Source organism: Simiduia litorea (genome assembly GCF_042853465.1).
In the GTDB taxonomy this organism is placed as follows: domain Bacteria; phylum Pseudomonadota; class Gammaproteobacteria; order Pseudomonadales; family Cellvibrionaceae; genus Simiduia; species Simiduia litorea.
In genome coordinates, this window is the sequence record NZ_AP031497.1 from 2,496,425 (window position 1) to 2,519,914 (window position 23,490).

The following is a 23,490-nucleotide window of genomic DNA, read 5'->3' on the forward strand; positions in this document are numbered from 1 at the left end:
TTCCCTCTATTCGTGTAAAAGATGAAATTGGAATCGTGGACTAGTTAAACCGACTCACTCGCACAAGTCAAAGCCCTGAAATGTCACACAGCTTAGGTTACACTCGATCTATCTACTGTAGGAGCCCAATATGAAGCAGCATTTAATCGTCACCATCATCGCTAAAGACAAACCCGGCATTATCGAAACACTGGCTCAGGTTGTTAGCGCCCACGATGGGAACTGGGAGGAAAGTCGCATGGTAAATCTATGCGGTAAATTCAGTGGCCTAGTACTCGTAACCGTAGATGAGGAAAACCTAGAAGACCTTAAGACAGATCTTGCCGCCCTGACCGCTAAAGGCATCAGAACCCTCGTTGATGTGGCAGATACCGAAGAGGAGCCACAGAGTTATAAAGAAATACGTTTTAATCTCATCGGAAACGACAGACCCGGTATCGTGAAAGAAGTAGCGCAAGCCTTAAGCGCTAGAAATATAAACGTTGAAGAGTTGGCGACAGATTTCAGTAGCATGCCTTGGTCCGGCGAACCCTTGTTTGAAGCCAATGGCATCCTGCAAATTCCTATGGACAGCGATGTGGATGAACTTGCGGAAAAACTCGACCAAATTGCCGACGAACTCGCTGTAGATATCGAATTAGAAATTCCAACACCCACTACCACCCATTAGTAAACAACCACATGAACGGCTAATCACAGCCGTTCACGCCAAAATATGATGCGATCGTGACCGCGATAGCTGGAAAAGTTAATATTGAATTGCGGATGAGACACATCGCCGTAGCTTCCGTCCTTATTCCAATCAAAACGCAAATATGGATAGTTGGTAAGGTTAATTTGCACAGGGTAAGTCACAACGTTATTGGTGGCACCGTAATAACGACCTGCGTAACCACCACAAAAGCCAACGCCCGTGGCGGTCATACACGTTTGCGACCCAATTGGATCAGCGAAACTAAAACTCGAGGTCGCGCCTGCCAAGGTAACTGAAACAGATTGAGTCGCGAGATTAATACTACTTGAAGCGCCGACAAAATTAATCTGACTAAACGCCAGCTCAGTACAACTATCACTGCTATTTAGAACAAACTGTGCGCCATTGTAATACTCGGTTTGCCAAAACATCGGAATGTTTGTGGACTCAGGGCCAAAGGCATCTTTGGCGTATAAGCGACCAAATAGCTGACGAGATTCACCCAACAACCCATAATCCCCTAGGCTATCGCCATCCGTATCCAAATCTAGGCTTGAACTACTGAGTCCGACACCATCGGCATCAACAGCTACCAAACCTAATTGAAGATTATTGTACGGACCATCAGGTGCCGTACTCGCCTGCCGAGCGAAGGTTATTGGATCAACCAACACGGTACCCACACCGTTTGCCCAAGTCGCCGCGTTTACAGCCCCGGCGACACGGCTGGACACATCATTGCCGCCCGCCTTGGCACCATAAGTAAAACTCCCCAAGCCGCCACCTAACTTGGCAAAGGCTCCCTGGTAATTTTGCGTTGTTTGTGCAGCTGATAATGCATTTTGCGCCGTTAAGCGATAACTAAGATTAAAAGCCTGTTCCATATAGGTGAAACTCGAACAGGCGTCGTTAACGGCGACCGGTGTTAACGAAAAGGCTGCTGGAATGAATCGACCGACGTAGCTAGAGCCTACGATTTTTGCCGTCCGCGCCGCCGATGCACCCAAATAGCTGGCATCTAACAAGCGCGCATTAAGCTCAATCGCGCCTACCTCAGGATAATAAACATTACCACTTTGCTTGGTGCCGCTACTGAAGCCAGATACAACTCGACCATCACCGACTGACTCGCCATTGCCTAAACCTGGGTCATTACCGCCGGAGGGCGCAACGATTACGGCGCTTAGCAAACCACCTTCGGTGGGCGATTCTTGCCCAAAACGAACCGCGGCTGGGTTGTTTGCCAAACTAGCGCCCGTGGCAGCATTCCCGTCGCCGTGACCATCAGGTATGCCATCGCCGTTAGAATCATCCGCTGCTTGCCACACTACTGCACGTAAATTTGCGACGAAATTTTGACCCGCAGGACGAAACACCGGGCCAGACGCCGTTACACCGTTCGGATTACCTGAGACGCTTACATCAAAGCCAAAGGGACGAATAATAAGTGTGCCGCTATCGCCAAGAATGGGCTGATCAGAAAATCCACTGCTGTCATCTTTAAAAAACAAGGTGTACTTACCAACATCCGTTGTCACCATATTATAAGTAGCGACGCCACTAACAAAGGGATAGGTAACATTGGCGGAGCCGGGTTCTGTCACAGGTAAGGCCACGGTGTTGATAGTAGGAACACTTCCACCGGGATCTTGCGCATCGCGCACCATCCACGTTTTGATATTATTGGCAGCATAATTGGTTGCTACCGCACAATTACCCGTGGTGGTATCTCGTCGATACATTTGAACGCGAAAACCATGATTTCTACCTGCAACAACATCGTCATTAAGTGAATCATTAAAGCTGACCACAAACGCATTAGCCGAAAACGTCAAATTACTGCTAAGCGAAAACGTCCCTGAATTCGGAATTGTCTCTGTCACTCTAACTTGTAACGTCTGCGCATGCTGATTGCTTAAATTTAATTGCAACTGCCCTGCGTCGCTAGCATTAAAGGTAAAGCCTGCCTGCCCGCTATCGCTAGCGCCCGCGACAAAGCGTGGCGCCACCGAGCCATTCACCACACTCCAATCACCACGATTCGTCGTGGTTTGTATATTCACCGTGCCGGTATACCCTGTGAAGACATTGTTATTGGTATCCCGCGCCGTAATAGTTACCTGCTTCGGCGTACACACGCTCGCGGTACCGCCACCCACATCGATATCAAAACCACCCAAGGTTGGTGTGTTTTGACACGGGTGCGTTCTATTCATGAGACTAACAACTTGTAAGGCTGTGAGCTTTTCCTGAAAAAGATTCACCTCATCTAAGCGCCCAACAAAGTTTCGACTGTCAAAATTCCAATCTGTACCAATGAGCAAGGGATCACCATTGGTCGTCATATTGCCGTTATAATTTGTTGCAGCCCGCTCAACGCCGTTAATATATATTTTTTGTTCGCCTAGTTGATAGGTAATAACAACATGGTGCCAAGTATTAAGGGCTAAATTTAAGCCAGATGTAGCCAAAGAGCGCGAGCCGCCACCCCACCACCAAAATATATTGCCACTACTATTTAAGTGAAATTCAAAGTTTTCATCTTTAGAGACAATGGTTCGTAGATTGCCACCCGTAGGCAAAGAAGTTGGATATATCCAAACCCCAACAGATAAAGTAGTTGGAAGATCTAACGCATTCCTATCTTCAATACGAAGATGGCCACTGGAGGTACCATTAAAAATACCGTATCGACAGGAACCTGGGTCGCCAGAAATCGCGGGTGTCAAATTTGACGACGAAGGAAAACTACCGCCGTAGCTTACCGCTCGACCATTAAAGCCGCTGGGGCTACTATCGATAACTTCGTTCGCGGCACCCGACCAGGACGTTGCTTCCAACCTATATTCAACAAGTGGGGTCGGTAGACTGGCCGTATTTGTACAAAAGGTACCAAAGTCTGTAAGTGCCAGTTTATTCAAGCTATATGTGACAAAGCTAGAACTCCCCATGCTGATATCACGTTTTGCGGTAATGCCGCCAAATATTTGGGCTTGGTTATTAAGGGATATATCACGGTCAGCATAAATAAAGGCATAAACAATAGACGGGGACGATAAAATCACATCTTTTTCAGTAAACACGAAAATATTACGACCTACGCTATTCACACCCACCGTTGCCTGGCTGGCGATATTTACCGTGTCTTTAGCCCATAATCTTGCACTACCATCCAAGTTCAGCCGTATTGAACTCAGGTAACCCATAGTTACTGTTCCGTTAAACGTATAATCACCTGGCGAAAGCAACAAGACAGATTCAGAGTTCATGGATAAATTACCATAAGAACCCGGGGCTAAACTTAATGTTTGCTGGTAATTCAATGTGATGTTGGAGCCATTCGGCATCGCCTTGGGGTTGCCCTGCGAAACCACACTATTTGATTTAGTGCAAACAACACCGTTACAGCTTAAATTATTATAGGTGGGCACAGACAAATTTCGTGTATCTAAAATATTGTCTGGCGAATTAAAGATTGTAGATCCATGACCAAGGGTGATACTACCACCGTTATTACTGCTGGAAACGGCATCTGGAAAAATAGATTCACAAGTTTGAGCGTAAACCTGCCATGAAAAGCAAAGAACGAAAAAACACAAAAACACCATTGATTTTTTCATTTCATAAACGCCGACAGTTCAACTGTACGCTGGGAAACAATCGGCTCATTCCCACACTCTGATGCACTAGTGATCTGGTAGTAACTAATCGTATTAGATGGATCTGAGCTCAATGTGCACAGCAACTCTACACGGCAATTTCGCAAACCATCGGTATTAAAAGATCTTGACTGCCCCGATAGCGTCACACATTTTGCATCCACCGAAGATCGTGAAATTGGGCTACCCGCATCATAAAACAATTGATTCATGCCCCACTGGGCGCCGGAATCTGCGGCATAAAACGCTTGAATCGCTATCATAGCTTGTACCGCACTGGTATTCGACTGGGATGCAGTTCTCGCCATGGTAAGCGCAAATCCGCCCATCGCCACAATAATAAAAATCGCCAGTGGCATTAAAAAACCACGCTGTGAATACATTGCAATACTTTTCGATCTGTAACTACGGGACATTTCGAATTTGCACCTGGTGGCTCACCCTGAGAGTTTCATCGCCACGTGTCATGGAGAATTCAATATCTACGATCGTGTTACGCGATTCAGTCGCGGGCGAAAGTGAAAACGTTGGCGAACCGGAAAATACATCGTCGCTCATTAATGCTGAATTTCCGCCAGGGTTTGCGTCAGACAATACCCCTGTATTCAAGCCATAATTACTGTAGTGCCATAGTTGATTGCTGGTTACGCAAAAACGCTCAGGATTATCTAATACGTAAACACGGCTATTTATCGAGTTTCGAATAAATCGATGTGGACTGGTCAAGTTGATTTGGGTGATAGGATTGCCATTAACGGAAGCTATTGAGGCGCGCGATGCACTCGCAGACGTACTGTACACTTCTACATCAGCCATAGCGCCAACGGCAACACTAGCGGCAGCACCAAGAGATAAGCTAAAAGGCGCCGTCGCTATTGCCGTAATAGCCGGTGCTCCATTATTGCTATCGGGCAATATCGCTTGATAGTTTGCACCGCCTGACAATTGCATGAATTCAAGGCACTGACCACTTGCGCTAATACGTATAGAGTAAGGTAGCGCTATTCTAATTTGCCTCGTTATTCTTTCAACAACAGCGCGACTGCGGCTGACAAGCTTGTTGCGCTCAGCTGCCTGATTATAGGCCGTGATTGACGTTACAACATAACTGCTACCCATCGCGGCAACAATACTAAACACGACCAGCACGGTGATAAGTTCAATTAACGTGAAACCCCTACTCATTTAGAAATTCACCTTGAAGCTGGACAACTGAACAAACTCACCATTGGGCATATCAACCAGTACCGTGACACGTCGCGCCTGTGCTGAGGGCAAACCTAGATCCGCCCCCGCTTCAACGATGGTGACATTCACACTATATCCCGGCAGAGGGCTAGAGACCTGCCCGTGGAAATCACCTACGTCATCAAACCCACCATCCGGACTAATGCCTGAGCAGGCCACAGCACCAATTTCAGCGCTGCCACAGGCAGGCACGCCGCCGGTCGGACTACTGGCATCAAATTTCCTCGCCAGTATTTCATCGAGCTTTGCTTGTGCCAGCTCAATGGCCGTTACCCGAACGATTGGGTCAACACTGCTTGACAACGACTGATTGAAAACAGAAATTAATCCAACCAATGAAACACTGATAACGACAATAAAAACAATAAGTTCAATGAGCGATGCACCACATGCTCTTGGTTGAATACCACCTGAAGAATATTTAATTTGCATAGCCAGCGGCTGATACAGAAACGGTGGTAGTTTCTGTGCCAACAGATAAGGTAAACACTTGTGGCGATGATTCACCCAACCGATTAAAAGCCAAGGTAGCATTTGGGGCGACGCTCACCCTAGAGGGTAGTTCAAGCGGGTAACTAACCGAACCAAACTGCAGAGGCACACTGTCGCGGCTAACCGCCACTGTCGTTGAGGTTATGGCTAGAACGACCGCGCCATCGGTATCCATCGCCTGCTGTTGAGCAAAATTGACTGCCGCCACTATGTCATCTCGAGCGGTTTGTAGCGCCGCATCACCCGTCGTAAATGCTCGACTAGCAACAGTACTAGCGATAATACCGATAAGTAAGATAACGGCAACCAGCTCAATAAGGGTAAAACCGGCACCAAACCGCTTATTAACTAAGGCGGTTTGGTGACGACGGATCATCATGAATCCTAGGGAATGATGTGAAGGGAAACATCGCGATTAATCGCTGGCGTTGTTGTTCTGGCAATGTTGCAAGCAACTGAAGATAATACGCCCGCAGGCGTCGCATCGACCGTTCCAGTAATTGTGTATCCGGTTGGCACTGGATCCTGGAGCACAGCAGCAATAGCTGCATCACAAGCCAAGCCTGCCGTTTGAACGGTTTTATCTGTGCCTATACCAGCGGTAAACGTTTGATAAGCCGCTAAATTTAGCGCAGAACCACTTGCGGCAGCTCCTGCAATGCCAGCTATAGCGGCCTCTGCTGCCTCATCCTGTAGATTAATAAACCGCGGTACTGCCGTTGCTGCCAAAATACCTAAAATGACAATAACCGCAATCAACTCGATTAAAGTAAAGCCAGATTGCATATTTTTCATGAATAAATCTCCGTTACGTTCCAAAAACTCTATGGTTGGTATCTCTCATTTCGAGACACGACTTAATTCAAAAAGTGACTAACGATTCCGTAAAAATCACAATTTGAATCTACTACTAAAAGCAACTCCGGCTCTTATCCGATACTATCTAGAATAAGCATAGTAAAAGACGCTATTTATTCCATTATAATAAGGATTCTAAACCACTTTTATCCATAAAACCCAATACGGCAGCCATCAACCTTTATCTATTTTGACCACTCGCCACCTCTACCCTACCGCTGGTCACGTCGTAGTCAAAATAGTGCTCTGTATTCGATTTGGTATAAACGCCATATCGGCATTTCTTACCCTCAACAACCTGCACCTGAATATCACTATTCTTAACAATAGGTTGATCGAGGAGTCGAGCGTTACCGGGATTTTGCAACACCGCATTCCAAACTTGTAAACAACCTTCTGCCTGCAACCCTGATTCAGACAGGGTGTACTCTGTATGAACTGGCCAGCCAAACCGGTTTAAAAAGATGCGCACGCCATCTACCTCTACATAGGCCATTTCCCTATTCTTTCCATGGATGGAACTTGCTCCTCCACTCACCCAACGCCAGTGAACAAGAGCCACCGCCGCCGTAAATACTTGCGCCTGAGTTTCAATACTCACCTGCCAAGCCTCATCAATAGCCTTCATAATGTAGCGAGCACCTGTCGCTGCCGTCAGCGCTATAACAACGAGCACAACCACAAGCTCAAATAACCCCTGTTTACCTGGTTGCCGGTCGCTCATCGCTTTTGTACGTCGTACATACTCCACATCGGGAGAAATATTCCTAACGCTAGAATCATCACAAACACGGCCATGATGACAATCAAAATTGGCTCTATTCGGTCGCCAATCTTCTTCAAATCATAATCCACTTCGCGCTCGTAAAAACCTGCCATCTCAGCAAGTAGCGTGTCAATTTGGCCACTCTCTTCACCCACGGCAATCATCTGCATGACTAACGGACTAAACATCCCACTGGCTTGATGTGTTCTTACAAGGGTGTCACCACGCTCAATGCCAGATCTAATCTTATGTATTTTCTCTGCCAAATAGGGGTTGTCTATCGCTTTTGCACAAAGATCTAAGGACTGCACAATAGGTACGCCTGACTTCAACATCAGCGCCAATGCACGACAATAACGCGCCACTGTCGCTCGCTCTAATATGTCCCCAACAACGGGTAACTTCAGCTTCCATCGACCCCAGTTACTCGCTCCCTTTTCAGTTTTTAAGTACTCTCTGGCACCGACGATTAGCACAAACAAACCAACCAACATATACGGCCAAAAAGTAACAAAGAAATCTGATACGCCCAGCAAAATAATGGTGGGTAAAGGTAGGGCCGCATCAAACTTTGCAAACATAGCGGCGAAAGCCGGAATCACCCAAATATTGATGGCGACCATTGCCAAGGCTAGCGCAATCATAACGAACATAGGATAACGCAATGCGGCCGTCACCGACTTTTGAGTTTCCAAATCACGCTCCAAATAGAAACTCATTTGGTCGAACACTTCTTCTAACTGCCCGCTATTCTCTCCCACCTGTACCATTGACAAAAACAGCGAGCTAAAAATATCTTTGTGATGACGCATAGCTTGCGACAGTTCGATACCGCTCTCTAAACGCACAACGATATCTTCCAACGCTCTCTTGAAATGGCGATGGCTCATTGATTTAGAAAGACCTTGAATACCTTTAATCAAGGGTATTCCCGATTTTGTAATGGTGTACATTTGCCTACAAAACATAACCAGCTCTGTAATTTCTACTTTTTTGCTAGCTAAGCTTTCATTTAATTGATCTATCCAGTTTTCTAACTGAGCGGCCTCCGTCACTTGCAGCGGGGTAACGCCTTTATTCGCCAAAGCCGTTGCAATTGAATCGGCAGAGGCGCCTTCTAGCAAGCCGGTAATTTTGGTGCCACTGGCATCTCGCCCTACAAATTTATAGGTTGGCATTAAACATCCCCAGCACTCACTGATGGAACAACATCCTCACCTGGGATCAGGTTCGCCTCAGGAGGCTCATCCTCAACTTGCGCTGACACACGCAACACCTCTTCGAGGGTTGTGATACCTTGCAGAGCGTATTCAAGCGCGCTAAACATCAGTGTTTTAAAGGTTGGATCATTGTGAACCACATCATTAAAAGCGCGAACATTGTTATCCCGAAGCGCGTCAGCCATTGCATGACTAACTTCTAACAACTCAAACACGCCTATACGCCCACGGTAGCCCGTATTAAAACAATGCGGGCAACCAGCTCCCTTTTTTAACGTTGGGACTATCGATTTAAATCGACGTTGCCCAAGTGCGAGCAATTGCCGCTCATTCGCATTAGGTGAATAATCAGCGCTGCAGCTTTCACATACACGTCTGACTAAGCGTTGCGCAACAATGGCTTTTGTGGAAGCCGCTACTAAATAAGAATCAACGCCCATATCAATTAATCGCAAGGCAGACGATACAGCGTCGTTGGTATGCAATGTAGATAACACCAGGTGGCCAGTCATCGCTGCCCTCAACGCAATTTCCGCTGAGCTGCTATCGCGAATTTCACCAACCAATAAGATATCTGGATCTTGGCGCAAGGTTGCGCGTAGTACGCGCTCAAAAGTTAATCCAATTTTTTCATGCAACTGAACCTGACTGATACGCGGAAGCTGAAATTCAACGGGATCTTCCACGGTAATGATTTTTTTGTCAGGGGTATTCAGTTCACCCAAAGCACCGTACAACGTTGTGGTTTTACCACTACCCGTCGGCCCGGTAACCAATATCAAACCATTCGGACGCTGGATTATGGATCTGAAGCGCTTCAAAACATCAGCCGGCATACCAACCTGATCCAAGGAGCGAACGCCATCCGAATGATCAATCAAGCGCATGACGACGGACTCACCAAACTGGACAGGCATTGTGGAAAGACGCACGTCGATACTTCGACGCTTAACCTTCAGATTAAAACGGCCGTCTTGGGGTAAGCGCTTTTCAGAAATATTCAGACCCGACATTAACTTCAGGCGCACCACCAATGCCGCGGAAATTCGACGCTCATTCATGACCTGCTCAGTGAGCACACCATCTATCCTAAGACGAATGCGAAGCACCGTTTCATCGGGCTCGATGTGAACATCCGAAGCCTTGGTGTTGATGGCATCTTCAAAAATATGCTGCAACAACTTTACCACAGGCGCATCTTCTTGCCCTGCATCAACAGCCACATCGGCAAGATCTACGGCGGTATCCTCGAGCTCAGTATCAAGCTCTTCGGCCAAGGAGGCTATAACTTCCTTATGGCTATAGGCAATGTCGAGTACATCAAGCAACTCTGATTCCCTAACCACCGCAGGGTGTAAAGGCTTCTGAAATATTTTTTGTAATTCATCTATGGAGAAAATATCAGTTGGGTCAGCCATCCCTAGCAAAATGCCCTCGGCACTTTCCTTAAGCGGCATCACTCGGTAGCGTCGAGCTTGTGTTTCAGGCAGCGTTTGAATCAAGTCGCGATCGAAGCGGAACTGCTTTAGCTCGACAAAGGGAATTTTAAGCTGTGTGGACAATAAGGTTAACATGGCATTTTCATCCACATAGCCCAAGTCAACAAGCGTTCGGCCCAGTTTTCGACCAGACAACTTTTGCTCTTTAAGAGCCTGCTCTAATTGAGCTTCGCTAATCATTTGATTGCTAACTAATAAGTCACCAATTCTAATTCTTTGCCTTGGTTCGCTCACAACAATCTCCGCTTATTGACCGCCGCCAAGTTCTCTAACCCTCTGCTCAACATACTGCCGCGAGGCATCTTGAGCAGGCAAGGTTAATGTCGCCTTCTTGAAAGCACCCAAGGCCTTTAAATTAGACTGTGCATCCAGCGCTACAGCATAACCAAGCCAGTAGCTACCCATATCCGGTGCAACGCCAAGCAACTTTTCGTAAGCCTTTTCGGCATCTGCATAACGCTGCACTCGATAATATAAGCCAGCAAGCAGGCCGTAGTAACTACTGTCTTGCTCATAACTCGGTAGATTTTTTTCAAGTACAGCAATCGCATCATTTGGCCGAGCGGATTGGATAAATTCTGCCGCTTGCATCTTCGCCATATGATGACCAGGTAATGTACCTTGTAAAGTGACTCGTAAATTTAGCGCTTCTGCACTTTGATTAGAATTCAAATAGGCCTGGTGCAACAACTCAACAAACTCACCATCCGCGGCGTATTGCGGCATAAAGCTACTCAACAAGAATGCCGCGTCCCTCGCCTGCCCATTTGCAATCTGCTTTTTTGCCAAAAATTTAGCATCGTCAATCTCGCCATTTACCGAACGAACAACACGAGTGCCCTCCTGTGCGTTAGTCCTTCGACTTGCTTGATTACTGCCACCACTAGGTTGAGCGGTGGCATCTACATCAGCGGCCTGAGCCGCGGGCATTTGTGCTATCAAATCACCGAGGCGCAGTGTTTGAGGCGCTAAAGCCTCAGCTCTTTCCAACATTTGCGCCGCCGCAGTAATATCACCTCTTTTAGCAAGACTGACCGCAAATGCCTTATAGCGCTTGGCCACCTTTTTCAATCCCGACAGCGCCCGAGGCTCTGCCGAATCTATGTCTAACATCGCTTGAAAATAGTGCACGGCGTTATCCGACTGAGGTGTCATCAGACGATCTTTAGATAATGCAATCGTGGCATTCTTATACAACAGTTCGAGCTGTTGTTGGCGCAACAGGTTTAACTCTCGCGCCTGCTCAGCCTGCTCCTCAAGTCTTTCAGTATTTTTCAATACATCAGATTGCGCCAACGCTGATGTATCAACAATCGCTGTGGGCGTCAAAAGCGCATCTGGTGCAATACCTTGGTTTACTGGCTTGCCAGCCGCCAGCACCGCCGTTTCAACATCATCTATTACGCTTTCCGCCGAAACCTCAGCCGCTACGTCAGGTGCTTGTACTGCAATATCAACTGAAGCCACGAGATAGAATTGATGTACCGAAAAGGCAAGCAAAAACGCAAGCACACCAGATATTCGCAACCCTGTAGCAAATGGATTTTCCGTGCCAAGTTCAACCGCATGAACGTAATCTTCGGCAGGCTGTACTCCATCCGAACGATTAATGTCACCTCGTTGCAACTGATGTAATGTCGCCTGTATTTCAGTCATGACACAACACTTCCCACATAGGCTGACAAAGCAATCCCCCCCACGCCGCCGATAATCGGCCAAAGCCAATTTATTCCTTGAGCAATAAAACGCCCACGTTTGCGAGCTTCAGGAGTATTATTGATCGCCAACGCCATATGACTTGGTTTCACCAAAGACTCACCTTCATTAAACGCTGCGATAAGGGCTTTATGAGCCAATAGATTAATCAGCCGGGGGATTCCACCTGAACTCCAATACAGATACAAAAGTGCGGATTTAGAAAACACTAACCTATCACAACCAGCAGAACTCATTCGGTAGCCAACGTATTCAGCAACACCTTCTAGGGTTAATGGCTGCAATCGCGCGGTAAATACAATGCGCTGCTTTAACTGTCGTAAGTCAGATCTATCAAGCGTTTCATCTAGTTCCGGCTGACCGATCAAAATCACCTGCAGCAATTTGCGTTTTTCGGTATCAAGGTTGGTCAATAAGCGTAAAGCCTCTAAGGTGTCGCGTGGCATAGCCTGCGCCTCATCAACGATGAGCACCACCTGAACATTGTCTTTTACTAGCTGTAGAAGCTTTCGATAGATCGAGCCCATCAGCTGGTAGGCCGGCATACCGACCGTAAATTCAGCACCTATTTCATCAGCAACGAGGCCTTTCAGTTCATTAGGCGTCAGATAGGAATTAGGTATATAAATAACTTTGAATTTACCATCTAGCAGCGACAACAGCTTTCTACAAAGCAATGTCTTTCCAGTACCGACCTCGCCAACAATCTTGATAAAACCTTCGTTATTCTGAACCGCGCCTAACATGGTATTAAGCGCCACCCTATGACTTTGTTTATTAAAAAAGAACTGCGTATCCGGTGTTAGCGAAAAAGGTTTTTCTTGTAAGCTAAAAAATTCTGTATACAAGTGCTACTCCTTACCAAAGATCTCGCGATAAGTAACACCTAGATCCTTAACACGCTGATTGCTAGACTCAACATCCTTCAAATAGGTATTGGCATCCACTACGGTCGGTCTGAGTAATATTACCAATTCGGTTTTAACTTTTTTATAATTTCGGGTATTGAACATACCGCGAACACCAGGAATATCGCCAAGCAACGGTGTTTTCCCATCCACTTCTTGTAGCACTTCTTGCATCAAGCCACCAAGCACCACAACCTGACCGCTCTCGGCTCTTACGATACTATCCGTCTCCCGTATATCTCTTACAGCCAACGGCAAGGAAAATTTCTCATCACCAATGGTCAAATTCTTTTCTTGGTCAGAGACGTTACTCACGACAGGGTGGATATGTAAGATAATATCGCCTGTTGCTGCAATTTGCGGCGTTACGTCGAGTGCGATACCACTAAAAAAACTCGCCAAGTCAATATTGGGTGTACTGGTAGTTGATGACGCGTTGGACGTCGTATTGCTTGACAAACCGGTCACAAAAAATTCATCGGTACCTACGCGAATAACAGCCTTTTGATTATTAACCGTCGAGATTCTAGGACTACTGAGCACCTGCACATTGCCCTGTTGTTCCAGCAAGTCCAATAACTGAGTAATATCATTGACTTTTAACAGCGATGAAAATAGCTCACCCGTTTCAGCCCCAACGGTAATATTACTCGGCAACTCGAACTCAGATACATTACGCGCCATGATTAATTGACCGCTGATAGCACTCCAGTTAATACCGGCGGCAAACTCGTCACTTAGTTTTACTTCGAGTATTTTGGCTTCAATGACCACCTGACGCTTTACCGTCATATCCGAACGCTCGAGAAACTCCCGCACCGAAAACAACTCCGATGGCAGCGCCTTAACAATGACCATACCCGCTTGTGGCGATATCATGACACGGCGTTGATCCGACTCACCGCCGATGATCGCAATCAGGGTTTCCCTCAAAGAAGACCAAAAATCTGTTTTTGATAGCGTTTGAACCTGTGAGCCAGCCGATATTTGACCCGAAGACGATTTAGTATCCTCAGCGCTGCCAAACATGCCCAGTAAATTTGGGTTAGTACCGCTATTTGACCCACCAGAGCGTGAACTTCCGCTACTGCCGCTACTACTATTACCACTGTTATTCGAGTCCAACCGACCAACAGGCACCGAGGTGTCGGAAATACCAACACGGCGCACATCTAAGTAGTCAATTGGAAACATTTCCGTTCGATACTCCAACGGATAAATCGTATAGATGCCATTTCGCTCTTTAAATTCGTAGCCATAAATATCGCGCGCCACTTCAAGCACTTCAAGTACAGTGACATTTTTAAGGTTCAGGGATAGCTGGCCAGCAACCGAGGGATGCACAACCACATTGGTGCCTGTTCCATCGATAAGACCTAGAAAAAAATCTTTTGCATTAACATTGTGCACAGAAACATCAAATCTTGGAACCGCTGCAACGGCCGGTGTAGATTGACCTAACAGCGTGTTGTTTACACTCTCTGGCACCACTTTAGGGGCAACTACTTTTTCTGCCTCAACTACTTGGGCCATCTCCTTTTCAATAGAAAAATTTGCTTCCCTGGTTGAAGAAGTACAACTCACAAGCAGCGTCAATAAACACGGTAATAACCAGTGGCGCTTTGTAACACGCTCACTTTGCAAGTGTTGTTTCAACATAAGCTCCACCAAAACATCCTATTGAGTTGCACTATTTTTTTTAATTTGACCGTGCAACGCTAATCGCTGCACGCCATCTTTTGTTTCTACCGCAACTTCTGTATCGCTAATTGCGAGTATTTTACCGCCATTTACTCTGTCGCCAACTTTAACTAACTTGCCATTGACGATTGCCTTGGACTGGGTTGCAGACTTAAAAATTGAATTCAAGGTAAATGGCTGAGCTTGCGCTGCTTTTACACTAAAGCCCAAAGGCGCCGTTGGATCAGATAAAGGCGCTTGAGCAGCAGCCACACCCGCAACCAACGTCAACAGCAAGCATTTTACATTTAGAAAAGGTTTAACCACCGACGACACCTCGCTCTGTAGACAAGGTATACACCCTCAATTCTATTTCCGCACGTGGATACGCACTGACCTGATAATTCAGGCTATCCCAATAGAAACGCCAAGGTAGTGCCTCCAACGCTAGCAAATAGTCGTTTAAAGCAAAATATCCACCTTTTAGGGTTAACTGAACTGCGTGCCGATAAACACCGGTTGTCGGTGGGGAATTCACTTCATCTTGCTGAGCACTTAACTGAAGCTCTTCAATTGGTAGCGTTTGAAGGCTGACCAAAGACAGCTCACCGGTTTTCAATAAAACACTCTCTAATATCAGAGCTAATTCTTGTGCAGGTACCAAACCAACAGACATAGCCGCGAGAGACTGATCCAACTGCTCAATATCGCGAGCTAACTGCAAAGCCTCTTGTTTCAACAGTAGATCTGGATCTTGCTGCTGCTTTAACGTAAGGCCGGCCAATTCTATGTTTTGACTCTCGAGTTTGACCTGTGATTCCGTTAACTGCGTAGTTAGCTTTTTAGCCCGAGTATCAATTTGCGAGCCAATAGCAATCGACCAAATCATATAGATCACGGCCAAACACACGAGCAACACCAAGGTGCGTTCGCGAGTCTGTAACTTTTCAAACTTTTCGCGGTAATTTTTTATGGCAGACATAACTAGCGCCCCGCCTTTGATATTTGCGTTTCACGGCTCAAGCTAAAGGTAATGACACCGTTTGGAGATCGCTCGAGCACCAGATGCCCAAACCGAGTATTATCAAATGACGGCTCAGTTTGTAAGCGCTGCAAATATTGTGGTACTGCCTGCGCAGACGTAGCTTTACCGCTAAAATTAAATTCTGCACCGCCCGCTACTATTTGAAAACGTTCAACCGATATATTTTTCTGATACTGTCGCGCCAAAGCAGAAAGCTGGCTCGAAAAACCATCACTGTTACCCAAATTTTGTTGGCTAATCAATTGATAAATACGCTGTCGCCGCTCCAACGCCAAACGCAATCCATCCACTTCCTGCTGCACAAGGGCTGCTTGGCTACGAGGCAATGCGGCTTTAATACGAGAAATATCCTGATCCTGTGTTACTAGCTTCAGCTGGATCTCTTGTGTAGATTGATAAAGGGCCCGATTTTCCACAGTGCCTAGCACACTAAACGCCGCTAATAACAAGCAGGTAACTGCGCAGACGATGAATGCCGTATTGAAACTTAATACTTCAGTCTTTGGCTTAAACTCGGGAAGGTAAAGATTTACTTGTTGCCAACTCATAGTGCCACCTCTTGACGCAGGCTAGCGCCAACAACGGATGCACACTGTTGTAAAATCGCCTCTTCAAACTGCTCACTAGGGGCCACTAAGTCTGTCAATGAAAGCACACCAAAATTAACCCCAAAAAACGCACCGCGTAATTCGTCAGTTATTTTATCGGCGCTAACATTTTCTCCGAACAACCAGACATGTGCTGGCGGCACCTGCCCCAGCTGCCGCTCGTAATAATCAAAAGACCGCTGCAATTCCAGTACCAAGGCCTCTACCGGCAAATCATCTAATAAGCCAGCCTGATAATTGATGGAGAAATTACGGGATAAATACAAACAATCATTTTTCACCAGAGACAAACTGCCCTTGCCTGCACTTAAGTGCACAAGGGCGGCGCCTCTGGGGCCGCTGGATGCGATGCCGGCAAGGTTACGAGCAGACATTTCATCAATATCAATACTTTCTAAATGCAACTTGGCGTTCTTCACCGTGTCGACAGTGGCAAGCACAAGATCCTTTTTTGCCACCACGGCATAAACTAGCTTTTGACCTGATCGCCCACAATCGTCCGCGAGTGGAATGACATCTACTACGGCTTGATCCAGAGGATAATTAATAAGATCTTTTACTTTCCATTTAACGGCATCCCTTAGCTCTTCGGTAGGTACCTTGGGCGCGTCCATCATAAATAACTGATATTGATCTTGATTGAGCACCACATTACAGCCCACTCCCGCCACACCTAATGCTTTGACACGCTCAGCCAGTAATTGAGCTCTTTCAGACCAAGCATCTCCGGAGGCAAGAGATTCACAAGCTTTCAGAAGGATTTGATCAGGATTTCGCACGGTATAGGCAAGATTAATCTCGCCTTCATTAAACTGAAGACCACAACGACCAGCAGGTTGGGTGCGAGGCCACAATTTTGTCAACAAGCCGCGTTCTCCTTGTTAGATCAGCACGTAATGTTATTGTCTTTGGCTGGTACCAAGGCTATCTGCCAACCACGGGGAAACTTAAACCTGTGATTTTAGCCAGTCACAATGGTCGGCAAAAAAATTCAAAACCCCATGAGTTGAGCAAGTAATTACCGTAATATACTCGACCAGTTGTTATAACTGTAGTTTTATCAATAACTTCCCGCAAGGTTATCAGGCAAATACTCAACATTAGCAACACCAGCAAACTCGAGCCGTGATCGGACATAAAAATGATCAATATTGTACTTTATGAGCCTGAAATTCCGCCAAACACCGGCAACATCATCCGCCTGTGTGCCAATATGGGCGCTAACCTCCACCTCATTGAACCCTTGGGATTCGAGTTTGACGATAAGAAACTTAGGCGAGCAGGTTTAGATTACAGCGAGTGGGCCAAGGTCACCCACCACAAAGACTGGCAGGCGTTTGCCGACGTCGCTAATCACGACCGGCTTTTTGCCCTCAGCACCAAAGGCCAGCGCAGCCATTGCGAGGCGCAGTTCCAGGTTGGCGATTGGCTAGTATTTGGCCCTGAATCGAGGGGTCTACCCGCCGACATTAGGGAATCGCTCGTGCCCGAGCAGGTCTTGCGTATACCCATGGTAGCCAACTCGCGCAGCCTAAACTTATCCAATGCGGTGGCCATAATGGCCTATGAAGCTTGGCGTCAGTTGGGTTTTACTGACGCCTTATAGGCACTAAACTAGGCCCCATAATTACCAGCAACTGAGTCTAGCATGGCAAATATCATTATTTTTGTCGGTACGGTCATGGGTACTGCCCAAGGCGTTGCCGAAGCAATTTCACGGCAACTTATTCAAGACGGCCACACGGCTCGGGTTGAGATGGCCCCCAGAGCAATGGATTTGACTGAGAATAAATCAGCCTATTGGGTGTTTTGCACCTCCAATACTGGTGCCGGCGACTTACCGGATAACATCCAACCCTTTTACGACCAACTCACCACGGCGTTTCCAGCCATTGCCGGTCAACACTACCGCATGGTCATTTTAGGCGATAGTTGCTACCCCACATTTGCCGAAGCAGGGCATCGTCTTGATGCCGCCCTCGCGGATATAGGCGCAATACGCGACGGTGAAGCCTTGGTGATCGACGCTATGAACGGCGATGATCCGCAAGCCCAGGGCTTAGCTTGGCTTAAAACCTGGGCCGAAGAGTTATGAGCCACGCCCCTATTGGCCTGCTTTACGGCTCATCGACCTGCTACACGGAAATGACCGCTGAAAAGATCCAGCGCTATCTCGGTAGTGACCTAGTCGACAACCTCAACATTGCTGATGCACCATTGAGCGTAGCCAATCAATACACCTTCCTAATCCTTGGCATACCCACGTGGGACTATGGGGAAATTCAGGAGGATTGGGAGACCGTTTGGCCGGAGCTCGACAGCATTGATTTTAACGGGAAGCATATAGCGCTATTCGGCCAAGGCGACCAAGTGGGTTACCCCGAGTGGTTTCTCGACGCCATGGGTTACTTGCACGATAAGCTGGTGGCGGCGGGCGCCATCCCCACAGGCTATTGGCCAAATTCCGGTTATGAGTTTGAAGCGTCGCAAGCGCTAACCGCAGATCAACAGTGGTTTGTTGGCTTGGCATTAGATGATGAGAATCAATTTGAGCAAAGTGAGGCGCGCATACAACAGTGGTGTGACGCGCTCAAACGCGACTGGTCCCTATAAAGGGTTTGGCGCCAGAGCCAAACCCATAACGGCCTAGGGCAATAGTAGCTTCCAGAGAATCAGAACCGAGGCAACCAATATCACAAGCCAGTTGATCAGAATGCCGATTTGGCGCGGTTTAGTCGGCCCGGCGCTGTGGCCTAGGCCCCATAGGTGAAACAAGCGCGCGACAAATAACGCGCTACCCGTGGCGTGAATCAACCAAGCTGCACCGCCGGTGGCCTCGAGCGCAACGATGAGTAATAAGGTCATAGGTACATATTCAACGGCATTGCCGTGAACGCGAATGATCCGCTCCAAATCAGCGTGACCACCGGAGCCAACACCGACCCGATATTTCAACCGAGCGCGCACCACCATCATGGCGAGCGCTAAAATCAATAACCCACACAGGGCGATGTACAGAGGCGAAACAATTAAGGGGTAGATCATAATGTCCTCAAACGCTTTATAAGTATTATTGCAAGAGCAAGTTAATGGCGTGAATTTAACCCATTAGACGTAAAATTGCAGCTTTACCGCAGCAAAACTACCGAGCTAACCTCAAATTTAGTGACCCTAACCGTGAAAACAAATCCACCCCTGCCAATGCCTCACGCCCTAAGCTGGTCAGACGGACTTCCCTACTCTACGCAATTCGGCGACGTGTACTTTTCCATCGATTCCGGTCTGGACGAAAGCCGCCATGTTTTCCATCAACACAACAATTTAGCTGCGCGCTGGCAAGCACTGCCAAACCAAGGGCAATTTATCATCGGCGAAACAGGTTTCGGCACAGGTCTCAACTTTCTCGCCGCCGTTGAACTTTGGTTACATACCGCCCCAGAAAGTGCTCGCCTCTACTATTTAACCGTTGAGAAATATCCTCTAGGAAAAATTGAACTCAAACAAGCGCTGGCGCTGTGGCCTGCGCTGTCTGAACTCAGCCAAGAGTTGATTGCTGCCTACCCCGATCAACTCGAAACCGAGATCTACCCGCTAAACCTGTTCGGTGGCCGCGTGCAATTGCTGCTCACCATCGACGATGCAACAGCCGGCTTTAACCAACAGCTACACCGCCAACACCCAGATTTTATAACGCCTAAAACCCGTGTAGATGCGTGGTTTTTGGATGGTTTCGCGCCCAGCAAAAATGCTGACATGTGGTCTCAGGCGCTCTTTGACACACTCGCGCAACTGTCACACAAGGACACAACTTTCTCGACTTATACCTGCGCTGGTAATGTGCGCCGCGGCCTCACACACGCGGGTTTTATGGTTGCAAAGCAAAAGGGCTTTGGCCGTAAGCGGGAAATGCTAAGCGGTTATTTCTGCCCCCAAACCACCGCAGAAGCCAAAACACCTAAGGCCTCGGCACCCATGTCTAACCAAGATAAAGCCACCCCTTGGCAGGCATTTAAACTCAATCCAGCAGGCCGCCACGCATGCGTCATCGGGGCCGGCATAGCCGGCTGCCACACGGCGCGCGCCTTAGCCGAGTCAGGCTGGCAAGTGACGGTGATAGAGGCCAACGCAGCGCCCGCACGCATGGCCTCAGGTAATGCTCAAGGCATCGTCTATGCCAAGCTTTCGCCCAAAAGACATCCACAGGGGCGCTTTAACATCACCAGCCTCAATTATGCCCAAGCATCCTATCGCGCGTTTTGGCGAGAACAGCCCGAATACGGTGCTGCCTGCGGTGTTTTACAATTAGCGGCCAAAGATGAAACCGCCGAACAGCAGAGCGCCTCAGCTGCGACCTTGCCTACATCTCTTGCCCATCTCGTGACAGCACAACAGGCCAGCACACTGGCGGGCTTCGAGCTCACCCATGGCGGACTCCACTTACCTAATGCGGGCTGGCTAAACCCGCCAGCACTGTGCACTTGGCTGCTTCAGCATCCGAGTATTACGGTTGTTTTTAACACGAAAGTAGAAAAATTTGCACTCATCGCCGATGCCCGCTGGCGCATAATCTCGCCAGACAACACTGAGATGCCATGCTTCGAAGCCGATTTAGTCGTGCTCTGTTGTGCGGAACAAGCGAAACACTTTCCGCAAACGCAACACCTGCCCCTGAAAACTATTCGTGGGCAAATCACGCAACTCCCTGCGACCGAAACCAGCAAAAAATTGAAAAAAGTCGTGACCCAAGAAGGCTATCTCGCACCCACCTTCGCCGGCAGTCACTGCGTGGGTGCTACGTTTAATTTGAAGCTCAATGACCCTGCAGCCAGAGATGAAGACCACGAAACCAATCTCGGGTTTCTGGCGCACCTAAGCAACTTTTATGGTCGAGACCTACCGGCCGTTTCAACCTTGCAAGGCCGCGTCGGCTTCCGATGCACATCGCCAGATTACCTGCCCCTCGTGGGCCCAGTGGCGCGAGAAACCGAGATGGCCAGCGCCTATGCGCTTTTGGCAAAAAACGCCAAAAGAGTGATCGCAAGCGCGCATCACTACTGGCCTAATCTATTGGTGAATTTAGCGCATGGCTCAAGAGGCTTGGCTTATACACCAATCTGCGCTCAATACATTGCCGCCCTCGCGAACAAGCTGCCAGTTCCCATCAGGCAAGACCTGTGCGAAGCCCTAAACCCTGCGCGCTTTTTAATCCGCGATATCGCAAGAGGTAAGCGGTAAGGCCAAGGCTCTTCTACACTGATAGGATTCATCACGGCCAACAAAAGGTAAAACTATGCTATTGCACGCAGGTAGACGCAGGCATCAGCTGCAATCAGGAACCGATTCCATACATAATTTTTACGAAGCGCAGGTTATGGAGGAAATTTTCAGCCGCAGCGAGCGAGCCCAAGACGATGCCGACTTTCTCGCCGACGTCGCCTGCGTTGCACTCAATCACCTACCGCCCCGCTACATCAGGCATGATGTCGATATGAGTTTTTTCCTCTCGCCGCAAGAGCAAGAGGAAATGCAAAAGAAAGTGCGCAAAGCGGTCAAAGACGCGATTAAATATATGAAGTCGAGGGAACAAGAAGCCGAGATAGCGACAGACGCGACGTAAGTAGTACGCGCTTAAGCATCTACCGGCCGAGTGAGCAGCTGAGAGCCAGCGCCACAAGCGATCACCGTTTTCATCGCTGCCTCCACAGACACGTGGGGTAGCAAAACAACACAGGACGCTGGCAAGTGGTATACGATACCAGAGGTTGGAATGGGCGCTGTTGGCATGAACACAGAATAATCGCCATTGTCATGTTTAGCCGTCACAATTACGGTTACCGTGACCGGTGATTCAGGGCCATAAATTTTCGCCAATGCAACTTGCCCCGACAGCAGAGAGTTGGATGAACCACCGCCGAGGAACTGCCCAACGAGATCACTAATCGTTTTATAGCCAGGAGCAATGCGTTTGAGCAGTCGCTCTATCTGAGCTAGCAACCAAGCACCGACCCGCGTTTTAACCAGCAGACCAATTAAGCAAAATACCACCAGCAAACAACCAATCACCACCGCATCCACTAAGGTTGGCGAAAAGCCTAAATGCGGTCGCAGCGCAGCGGTCACTGGTGCAATGAGCGCGCTGATTACATCGTAAAACCAAGTAAACACCAGCAGGAAGATGCTGATCGGCAACACCACGGTTAAACCGCCTAGCAGGGTTAACCAGATAAATGATTTAATACGGTCCAATTATTTTCCCTCTAGGAATGATTTGCGTGCGTAATGTAATCGCTATGAGCTCAATTGTCATGGTTATGTTGTTGACCTCAACAACGCTCGCGGCAACTGGTGGCAGTAAATCAATGCCGCCTAACATAGAGTACCAACTAATCAGCACCCGCTCTCACCCCAATCTTGCCTTCACCCAAGGGTTAATCATTGACCAGCGATCATTTATTGAATCAAGTGGGTTGTACAAACAAAGCTTTATTCAACGCTATCCTATTAACGAAGATTCTAGCTCGCCAAGCACGACAAAATTATTATCGAAGTCAGATTTTGCCGAAGGCCTGGCATCCATCGGCACCCAGCTTTGGCTAATTACCTGGCAACAAGGCCTCGCCCGAAAACTTTCCAAAAACACCCTAAAACAAGAGCAACTCGCACGCTACTCAGGCGAGGGCTGGGGGCTTAGTTTCGATGGTCGCCAATTGATCATGAGCGATGGCTCCGCGAGGCTGCAATTTCGCGCGCCGGACGACTTTAAGCTTAAAGGAAGCCTCGAGGTCACACTGAACAACGAGCCTCTAAATGGGCTCAATGAACTCGAAGTGGCGCACGGCCTTATTTGGGCCAATGTCTGGTTTGACTCTCGCATTTACGCGATCGAGCCAAGCACGGGAAGCGTCGTCGCCATCATCGATTTGTCTTCGATTATCGAACGGGAAAAAAAGCTACATAGCTTTGGCTTGCGCAAAGATTCTGTGGCTAATGGCATTGCCTATGATCCCGAGGCAGATGGACTTTGGATAACCGGTAAGCGATGGCGAAAAATGTACTTAATTCAGCCGCGAGAGTGGCCTATACCCAAAATATGATTT

Annotated in this window: 25 protein-coding genes; 7 read left to right on the plus strand and 18 right to left on the minus strand. The window is 47.9% G+C overall.

All coding sequences use genetic code 11. The features are described from left to right. Window positions 1–130: 130 nt before the first annotated feature. Window positions 131–670, plus strand: coding sequence for a glycine cleavage system protein R (locus ACGHTT_RS11175; protein ID WP_390590578.1), 540 nt, complete (start codon window positions 131–133; stop codon window positions 668–670). Between the two features lie 23 nt (window positions 671–693). Here the strand turns inward: ACGHTT_RS11175 and ACGHTT_RS11180 are convergent, their stop codons facing one another. The 16 genes from ACGHTT_RS11180 to ACGHTT_RS11255 form a co-directional block, all read right to left on the minus strand. Beyond that, a complete protein-coding gene (locus tag ACGHTT_RS11180) occupies window positions 694–4,314 on the minus strand; it encodes a DUF6701 domain-containing protein (protein WP_390590579.1) in 3,621 nt (1,206 codons plus the stop codon). Beyond that, window positions 4,311–4,736, minus strand: a complete 426-nt coding sequence (locus tag ACGHTT_RS11185) for an MSHA biogenesis protein MshP (protein WP_390590580.1) — start codon at window positions 4,734–4,736, stop codon at window positions 4,311–4,313. The genes ACGHTT_RS11180 and ACGHTT_RS11185 overlap by 4 nt, the downstream gene beginning before the upstream one ends. 22 nt (window positions 4,737–4,758) lie before the next feature. Then, the gene (locus ACGHTT_RS11190) at window positions 4,759–5,538 is read right to left on the minus strand and encodes a type II secretion system protein J (protein WP_390590581.1); all 780 of its coding nucleotides are present in this window, start codon (window positions 5,536–5,538) and stop codon (window positions 4,759–4,761) included. Next, window positions 5,539–6,033, minus strand: a complete 495-nt coding sequence (locus tag ACGHTT_RS11195; protein WP_390590584.1) for a type II secretion system protein — start codon at window positions 6,031–6,033, stop codon at window positions 5,539–5,541. It lies immediately after the preceding gene. Beyond that, on the minus strand, window positions 6,023–6,472 hold the full coding sequence (locus ACGHTT_RS11200) for a Tfp pilus assembly protein FimT/FimU (protein ID WP_390590585.1): 450 nt from the start codon (window positions 6,470–6,472) through the stop codon (window positions 6,023–6,025). Before ACGHTT_RS11200 ends, ACGHTT_RS11195 begins: the two co-directional genes overlap by 11 nt. A gap of 5 nt (window positions 6,473–6,477) precedes the next feature. After that, window positions 6,478–6,888, minus strand: a complete 411-nt coding sequence (locus tag ACGHTT_RS11205) for a type II secretion system protein (RefSeq protein ID WP_390590587.1) — start codon at window positions 6,886–6,888, stop codon at window positions 6,478–6,480. Window positions 6,889–7,132: 244 nt separating this feature from the next. Beyond that, window positions 7,133–7,675 (minus strand): hypothetical protein, encoded by a 543-nt coding sequence (locus ACGHTT_RS11210; RefSeq protein ID WP_390590589.1) that lies wholly within the window; start codon window positions 7,673–7,675, stop codon window positions 7,133–7,135. Next, window positions 7,672–8,895: a type II secretion system F family protein gene (locus tag ACGHTT_RS11215; protein WP_390590590.1), complete on the minus strand. Its 1,224-nt coding sequence runs from the start codon at window positions 8,893–8,895 to the stop codon at window positions 7,672–7,674. Before ACGHTT_RS11215 ends, ACGHTT_RS11210 begins: the two co-directional genes overlap by 4 nt. After that, window positions 8,895–10,616, minus strand: coding sequence for a GspE/PulE family protein (locus tag ACGHTT_RS11220; RefSeq protein WP_390595040.1), 1,722 nt, complete (start codon window positions 10,614–10,616; stop codon window positions 8,895–8,897). Before ACGHTT_RS11220 ends, ACGHTT_RS11215 begins: the two co-directional genes overlap by 1 nt. A 66-nt stretch (window positions 10,617–10,682) precedes the next feature. Further along, on the minus strand, window positions 10,683–12,092 hold the full coding sequence (locus tag ACGHTT_RS11225; RefSeq protein WP_390590591.1) for a hypothetical protein: 1,410 nt from the start codon (window positions 12,090–12,092) through the stop codon (window positions 10,683–10,685). Then, window positions 12,089–13,000, minus strand: a complete 912-nt coding sequence (locus ACGHTT_RS11230) for an ExeA family protein (protein WP_390590593.1) — start codon at window positions 12,998–13,000, stop codon at window positions 12,089–12,091. Before ACGHTT_RS11230 ends, ACGHTT_RS11225 begins: the two co-directional genes overlap by 4 nt. Before the next feature lie 3 nt (window positions 13,001–13,003). Beyond that, complete coding sequence (gene mshL, locus ACGHTT_RS11235; protein ID WP_390590595.1) at window positions 13,004–14,593, minus strand: pilus (MSHA type) biogenesis protein MshL; 1,590 nt, start codon at window positions 14,591–14,593, stop codon at window positions 13,004–13,006. Between the two features lie 144 nt (window positions 14,594–14,737). After that, window positions 14,738–15,067 carry a hypothetical protein gene (locus ACGHTT_RS11240; protein ID WP_390590596.1) on the minus strand — a complete coding sequence of 110 codons (330 nt, stop codon included), beginning with the start codon at window positions 15,065–15,067 and terminating at the stop codon, window positions 14,738–14,740. Further along, window positions 15,060–15,722: a hypothetical protein gene (locus tag ACGHTT_RS11245; RefSeq protein ID WP_390590597.1), complete on the minus strand. Its 663-nt coding sequence runs from the start codon at window positions 15,720–15,722 to the stop codon at window positions 15,060–15,062. The genes ACGHTT_RS11240 and ACGHTT_RS11245 overlap by 8 nt, the downstream gene beginning before the upstream one ends. Before the next feature lie 2 nt (window positions 15,723–15,724). Then, complete coding sequence (locus ACGHTT_RS11250) at window positions 15,725–16,333, minus strand: PilN domain-containing protein (RefSeq protein ID WP_390590598.1); 609 nt, start codon at window positions 16,331–16,333, stop codon at window positions 15,725–15,727. Then, window positions 16,330–17,259: an MSHA biogenesis protein MshI gene (locus ACGHTT_RS11255; protein ID WP_390590600.1), complete on the minus strand. Its 930-nt coding sequence runs from the start codon at window positions 17,257–17,259 to the stop codon at window positions 16,330–16,332. The genes ACGHTT_RS11250 and ACGHTT_RS11255 overlap by 4 nt, the downstream gene beginning before the upstream one ends. Before the next feature lie 275 nt (window positions 17,260–17,534). Here ACGHTT_RS11255 and trmL point away from each other — a divergent pair, with 275 nt between their 5' ends. Genes trmL through fldB form a run of 3 tightly spaced genes read left to right on the plus strand, consistent with a single transcriptional unit; the run spans window position 17,535 to window position 19,006 of the window. Continuing rightward, on the plus strand, window positions 17,535–17,999 hold the full coding sequence (gene trmL, locus ACGHTT_RS11260) for a tRNA (uridine(34)/cytosine(34)/5-carboxymethylaminomethyluridine(34)-2'-O)-methyltransferase TrmL (RefSeq protein WP_390590602.1): 465 nt from the start codon (window positions 17,535–17,537) through the stop codon (window positions 17,997–17,999). A 42-nt stretch (window positions 18,000–18,041) separates the two neighbouring features. Further along, window positions 18,042–18,488 (plus strand): flavodoxin domain-containing protein, encoded by a 447-nt coding sequence (locus ACGHTT_RS11265; RefSeq protein ID WP_390590604.1) that lies wholly within the window; start codon window positions 18,042–18,044, stop codon window positions 18,486–18,488. Further along, window positions 18,485–19,006, plus strand: coding sequence for a flavodoxin FldB (gene fldB / locus ACGHTT_RS11270; protein ID WP_390590606.1), 522 nt, complete (start codon window positions 18,485–18,487; stop codon window positions 19,004–19,006). The genes ACGHTT_RS11265 and fldB overlap by 4 nt, the downstream gene beginning before the upstream one ends. A gap of 33 nt (window positions 19,007–19,039) precedes the next feature. Here fldB and ACGHTT_RS11275 read toward each other — a convergent pair whose 3' ends face one another. Next, on the minus strand, window positions 19,040–19,438 hold the full coding sequence (locus tag ACGHTT_RS11275) for an MAPEG family protein (RefSeq protein WP_390590608.1): 399 nt from the start codon (window positions 19,436–19,438) through the stop codon (window positions 19,040–19,042). Window positions 19,439–19,570: 132 nt separating this feature from the next. On the opposite strand from ACGHTT_RS11275, the gene mnmC reads away from it, so the two are divergent. Together mnmC and ACGHTT_RS11285 are read left to right on the plus strand one after the other, a co-directional pair. Next, the gene (gene mnmC, locus ACGHTT_RS11280) at window positions 19,571–21,628 is read left to right on the plus strand and encodes a bifunctional tRNA (5-methylaminomethyl-2-thiouridine)(34)-methyltransferase MnmD/FAD-dependent 5-carboxymethylaminomethyl-2-thiouridine(34) oxidoreductase MnmC (RefSeq protein ID WP_390590610.1); all 2,058 of its coding nucleotides are present in this window, start codon (window positions 19,571–19,573) and stop codon (window positions 21,626–21,628) included. A 55-nt stretch (window positions 21,629–21,683) separates the two neighbouring features. Further along, window positions 21,684–22,010, plus strand: coding sequence for a late competence development ComFB family protein (locus tag ACGHTT_RS11285; RefSeq protein WP_390590612.1), 327 nt, complete (start codon window positions 21,684–21,686; stop codon window positions 22,008–22,010). A gap of 11 nt (window positions 22,011–22,021) precedes the next feature. On the opposite strand, the gene ACGHTT_RS11290 is transcribed toward ACGHTT_RS11285, so the two are convergent. Continuing rightward, on the minus strand, window positions 22,022–22,639 hold the full coding sequence (locus ACGHTT_RS11290) for a DUF502 domain-containing protein (protein ID WP_390590613.1): 618 nt from the start codon (window positions 22,637–22,639) through the stop codon (window positions 22,022–22,024). A 26-nt stretch (window positions 22,640–22,665) separates the two neighbouring features. On the opposite strand from ACGHTT_RS11290, the gene ACGHTT_RS11295 reads away from it, so the two are divergent. Further along, complete coding sequence (locus ACGHTT_RS11295) at window positions 22,666–23,487, plus strand: glutaminyl-peptide cyclotransferase (protein WP_390590615.1); 822 nt, start codon at window positions 22,666–22,668, stop codon at window positions 23,485–23,487. Window positions 23,488–23,490 lie beyond the last annotated feature (3 nt).

Coding starts and splice junctions, on each gene's coding strand:
- ACGHTT_RS11245 (WP_390590597.1), bottom strand. CDS start 15,722: ATGTCTGCCATAAAAAATTACCGCGAAAAGTTTGAAAAGTTACAGACT.
- ACGHTT_RS11195 (WP_390590584.1), bottom strand. CDS start 6,033: ATGCAAATTAAATATTCTTCAGGTGGTATTCAACCAAGAGCATGTGGT.
- ACGHTT_RS11215 (WP_390590590.1), bottom strand. CDS start 8,895: ATGCCAACCTATAAATTTGTAGGGCGAGATGCCAGTGGCACCAAAATT.
- ACGHTT_RS11250 (WP_390590598.1), bottom strand. CDS start 16,333: ATGAGTTGGCAACAAGTAAATCTTTACCTTCCCGAGTTTAAGCCAAAG.
- mshL (WP_390590595.1), bottom strand. CDS start 14,593: ATGGCCCAAGTAGTTGAGGCAGAAAAAGTAGTTGCCCCTAAAGTGGTG.
- ACGHTT_RS11225 (WP_390590591.1), bottom strand. CDS start 12,092: ATGACTGAAATACAGGCGACATTACATCAGTTGCAACGAGGTGACATT.
- ACGHTT_RS11265 (WP_390590604.1), top strand. CDS start 18,042: ATGGCAAATATCATTATTTTTGTCGGTACGGTCATGGGTACTGCCCAA.
- ACGHTT_RS11190 (WP_390590581.1), bottom strand. CDS start 5,538: ATGAGTAGGGGTTTCACGTTAATTGAACTTATCACCGTGCTGGTCGTG.
- ACGHTT_RS11205 (WP_390590587.1), bottom strand. CDS start 6,888: ATGAAAAATATGCAATCTGGCTTTACTTTAATCGAGTTGATTGCGGTT.
- ACGHTT_RS11210 (WP_390590589.1), bottom strand. CDS start 7,675: ATGAGCGACCGGCAACCAGGTAAACAGGGGTTATTTGAGCTTGTGGTT.
- ACGHTT_RS11200 (WP_390590585.1), bottom strand. CDS start 6,472: ATGATGATCCGTCGTCACCAAACCGCCTTAGTTAATAAGCGGTTTGGT.
- ACGHTT_RS11180 (WP_390590579.1), bottom strand. CDS start 4,314: ATGAAAAAATCAATGGTGTTTTTGTGTTTTTTCGTTCTTTGCTTTTCA.
- ACGHTT_RS11175 (WP_390590578.1), top strand. CDS start 131: ATGAAGCAGCATTTAATCGTCACCATCATCGCTAAAGACAAACCCGGC.
- fldB (WP_390590606.1), top strand. CDS start 18,485: ATGAGCCACGCCCCTATTGGCCTGCTTTACGGCTCATCGACCTGCTAC.
- ACGHTT_RS11285 (WP_390590612.1), top strand. CDS start 21,684: ATGCTATTGCACGCAGGTAGACGCAGGCATCAGCTGCAATCAGGAACC.
- ACGHTT_RS11185 (WP_390590580.1), bottom strand. CDS start 4,736: ATGTATTCACAGCGTGGTTTTTTAATGCCACTGGCGATTTTTATTATT.
- ACGHTT_RS11220 (WP_390595040.1), bottom strand. CDS start 10,616: ATGATTAGCGAAGCTCAATTAGAGCAGGCTCTTAAAGAGCAAAAGTTG.
- ACGHTT_RS11275 (WP_390590608.1), bottom strand. CDS start 19,438: ATGATCTACCCCTTAATTGTTTCGCCTCTGTACATCGCCCTGTGTGGG.
- trmL (WP_390590602.1), top strand. CDS start 17,535: ATGATCAATATTGTACTTTATGAGCCTGAAATTCCGCCAAACACCGGC.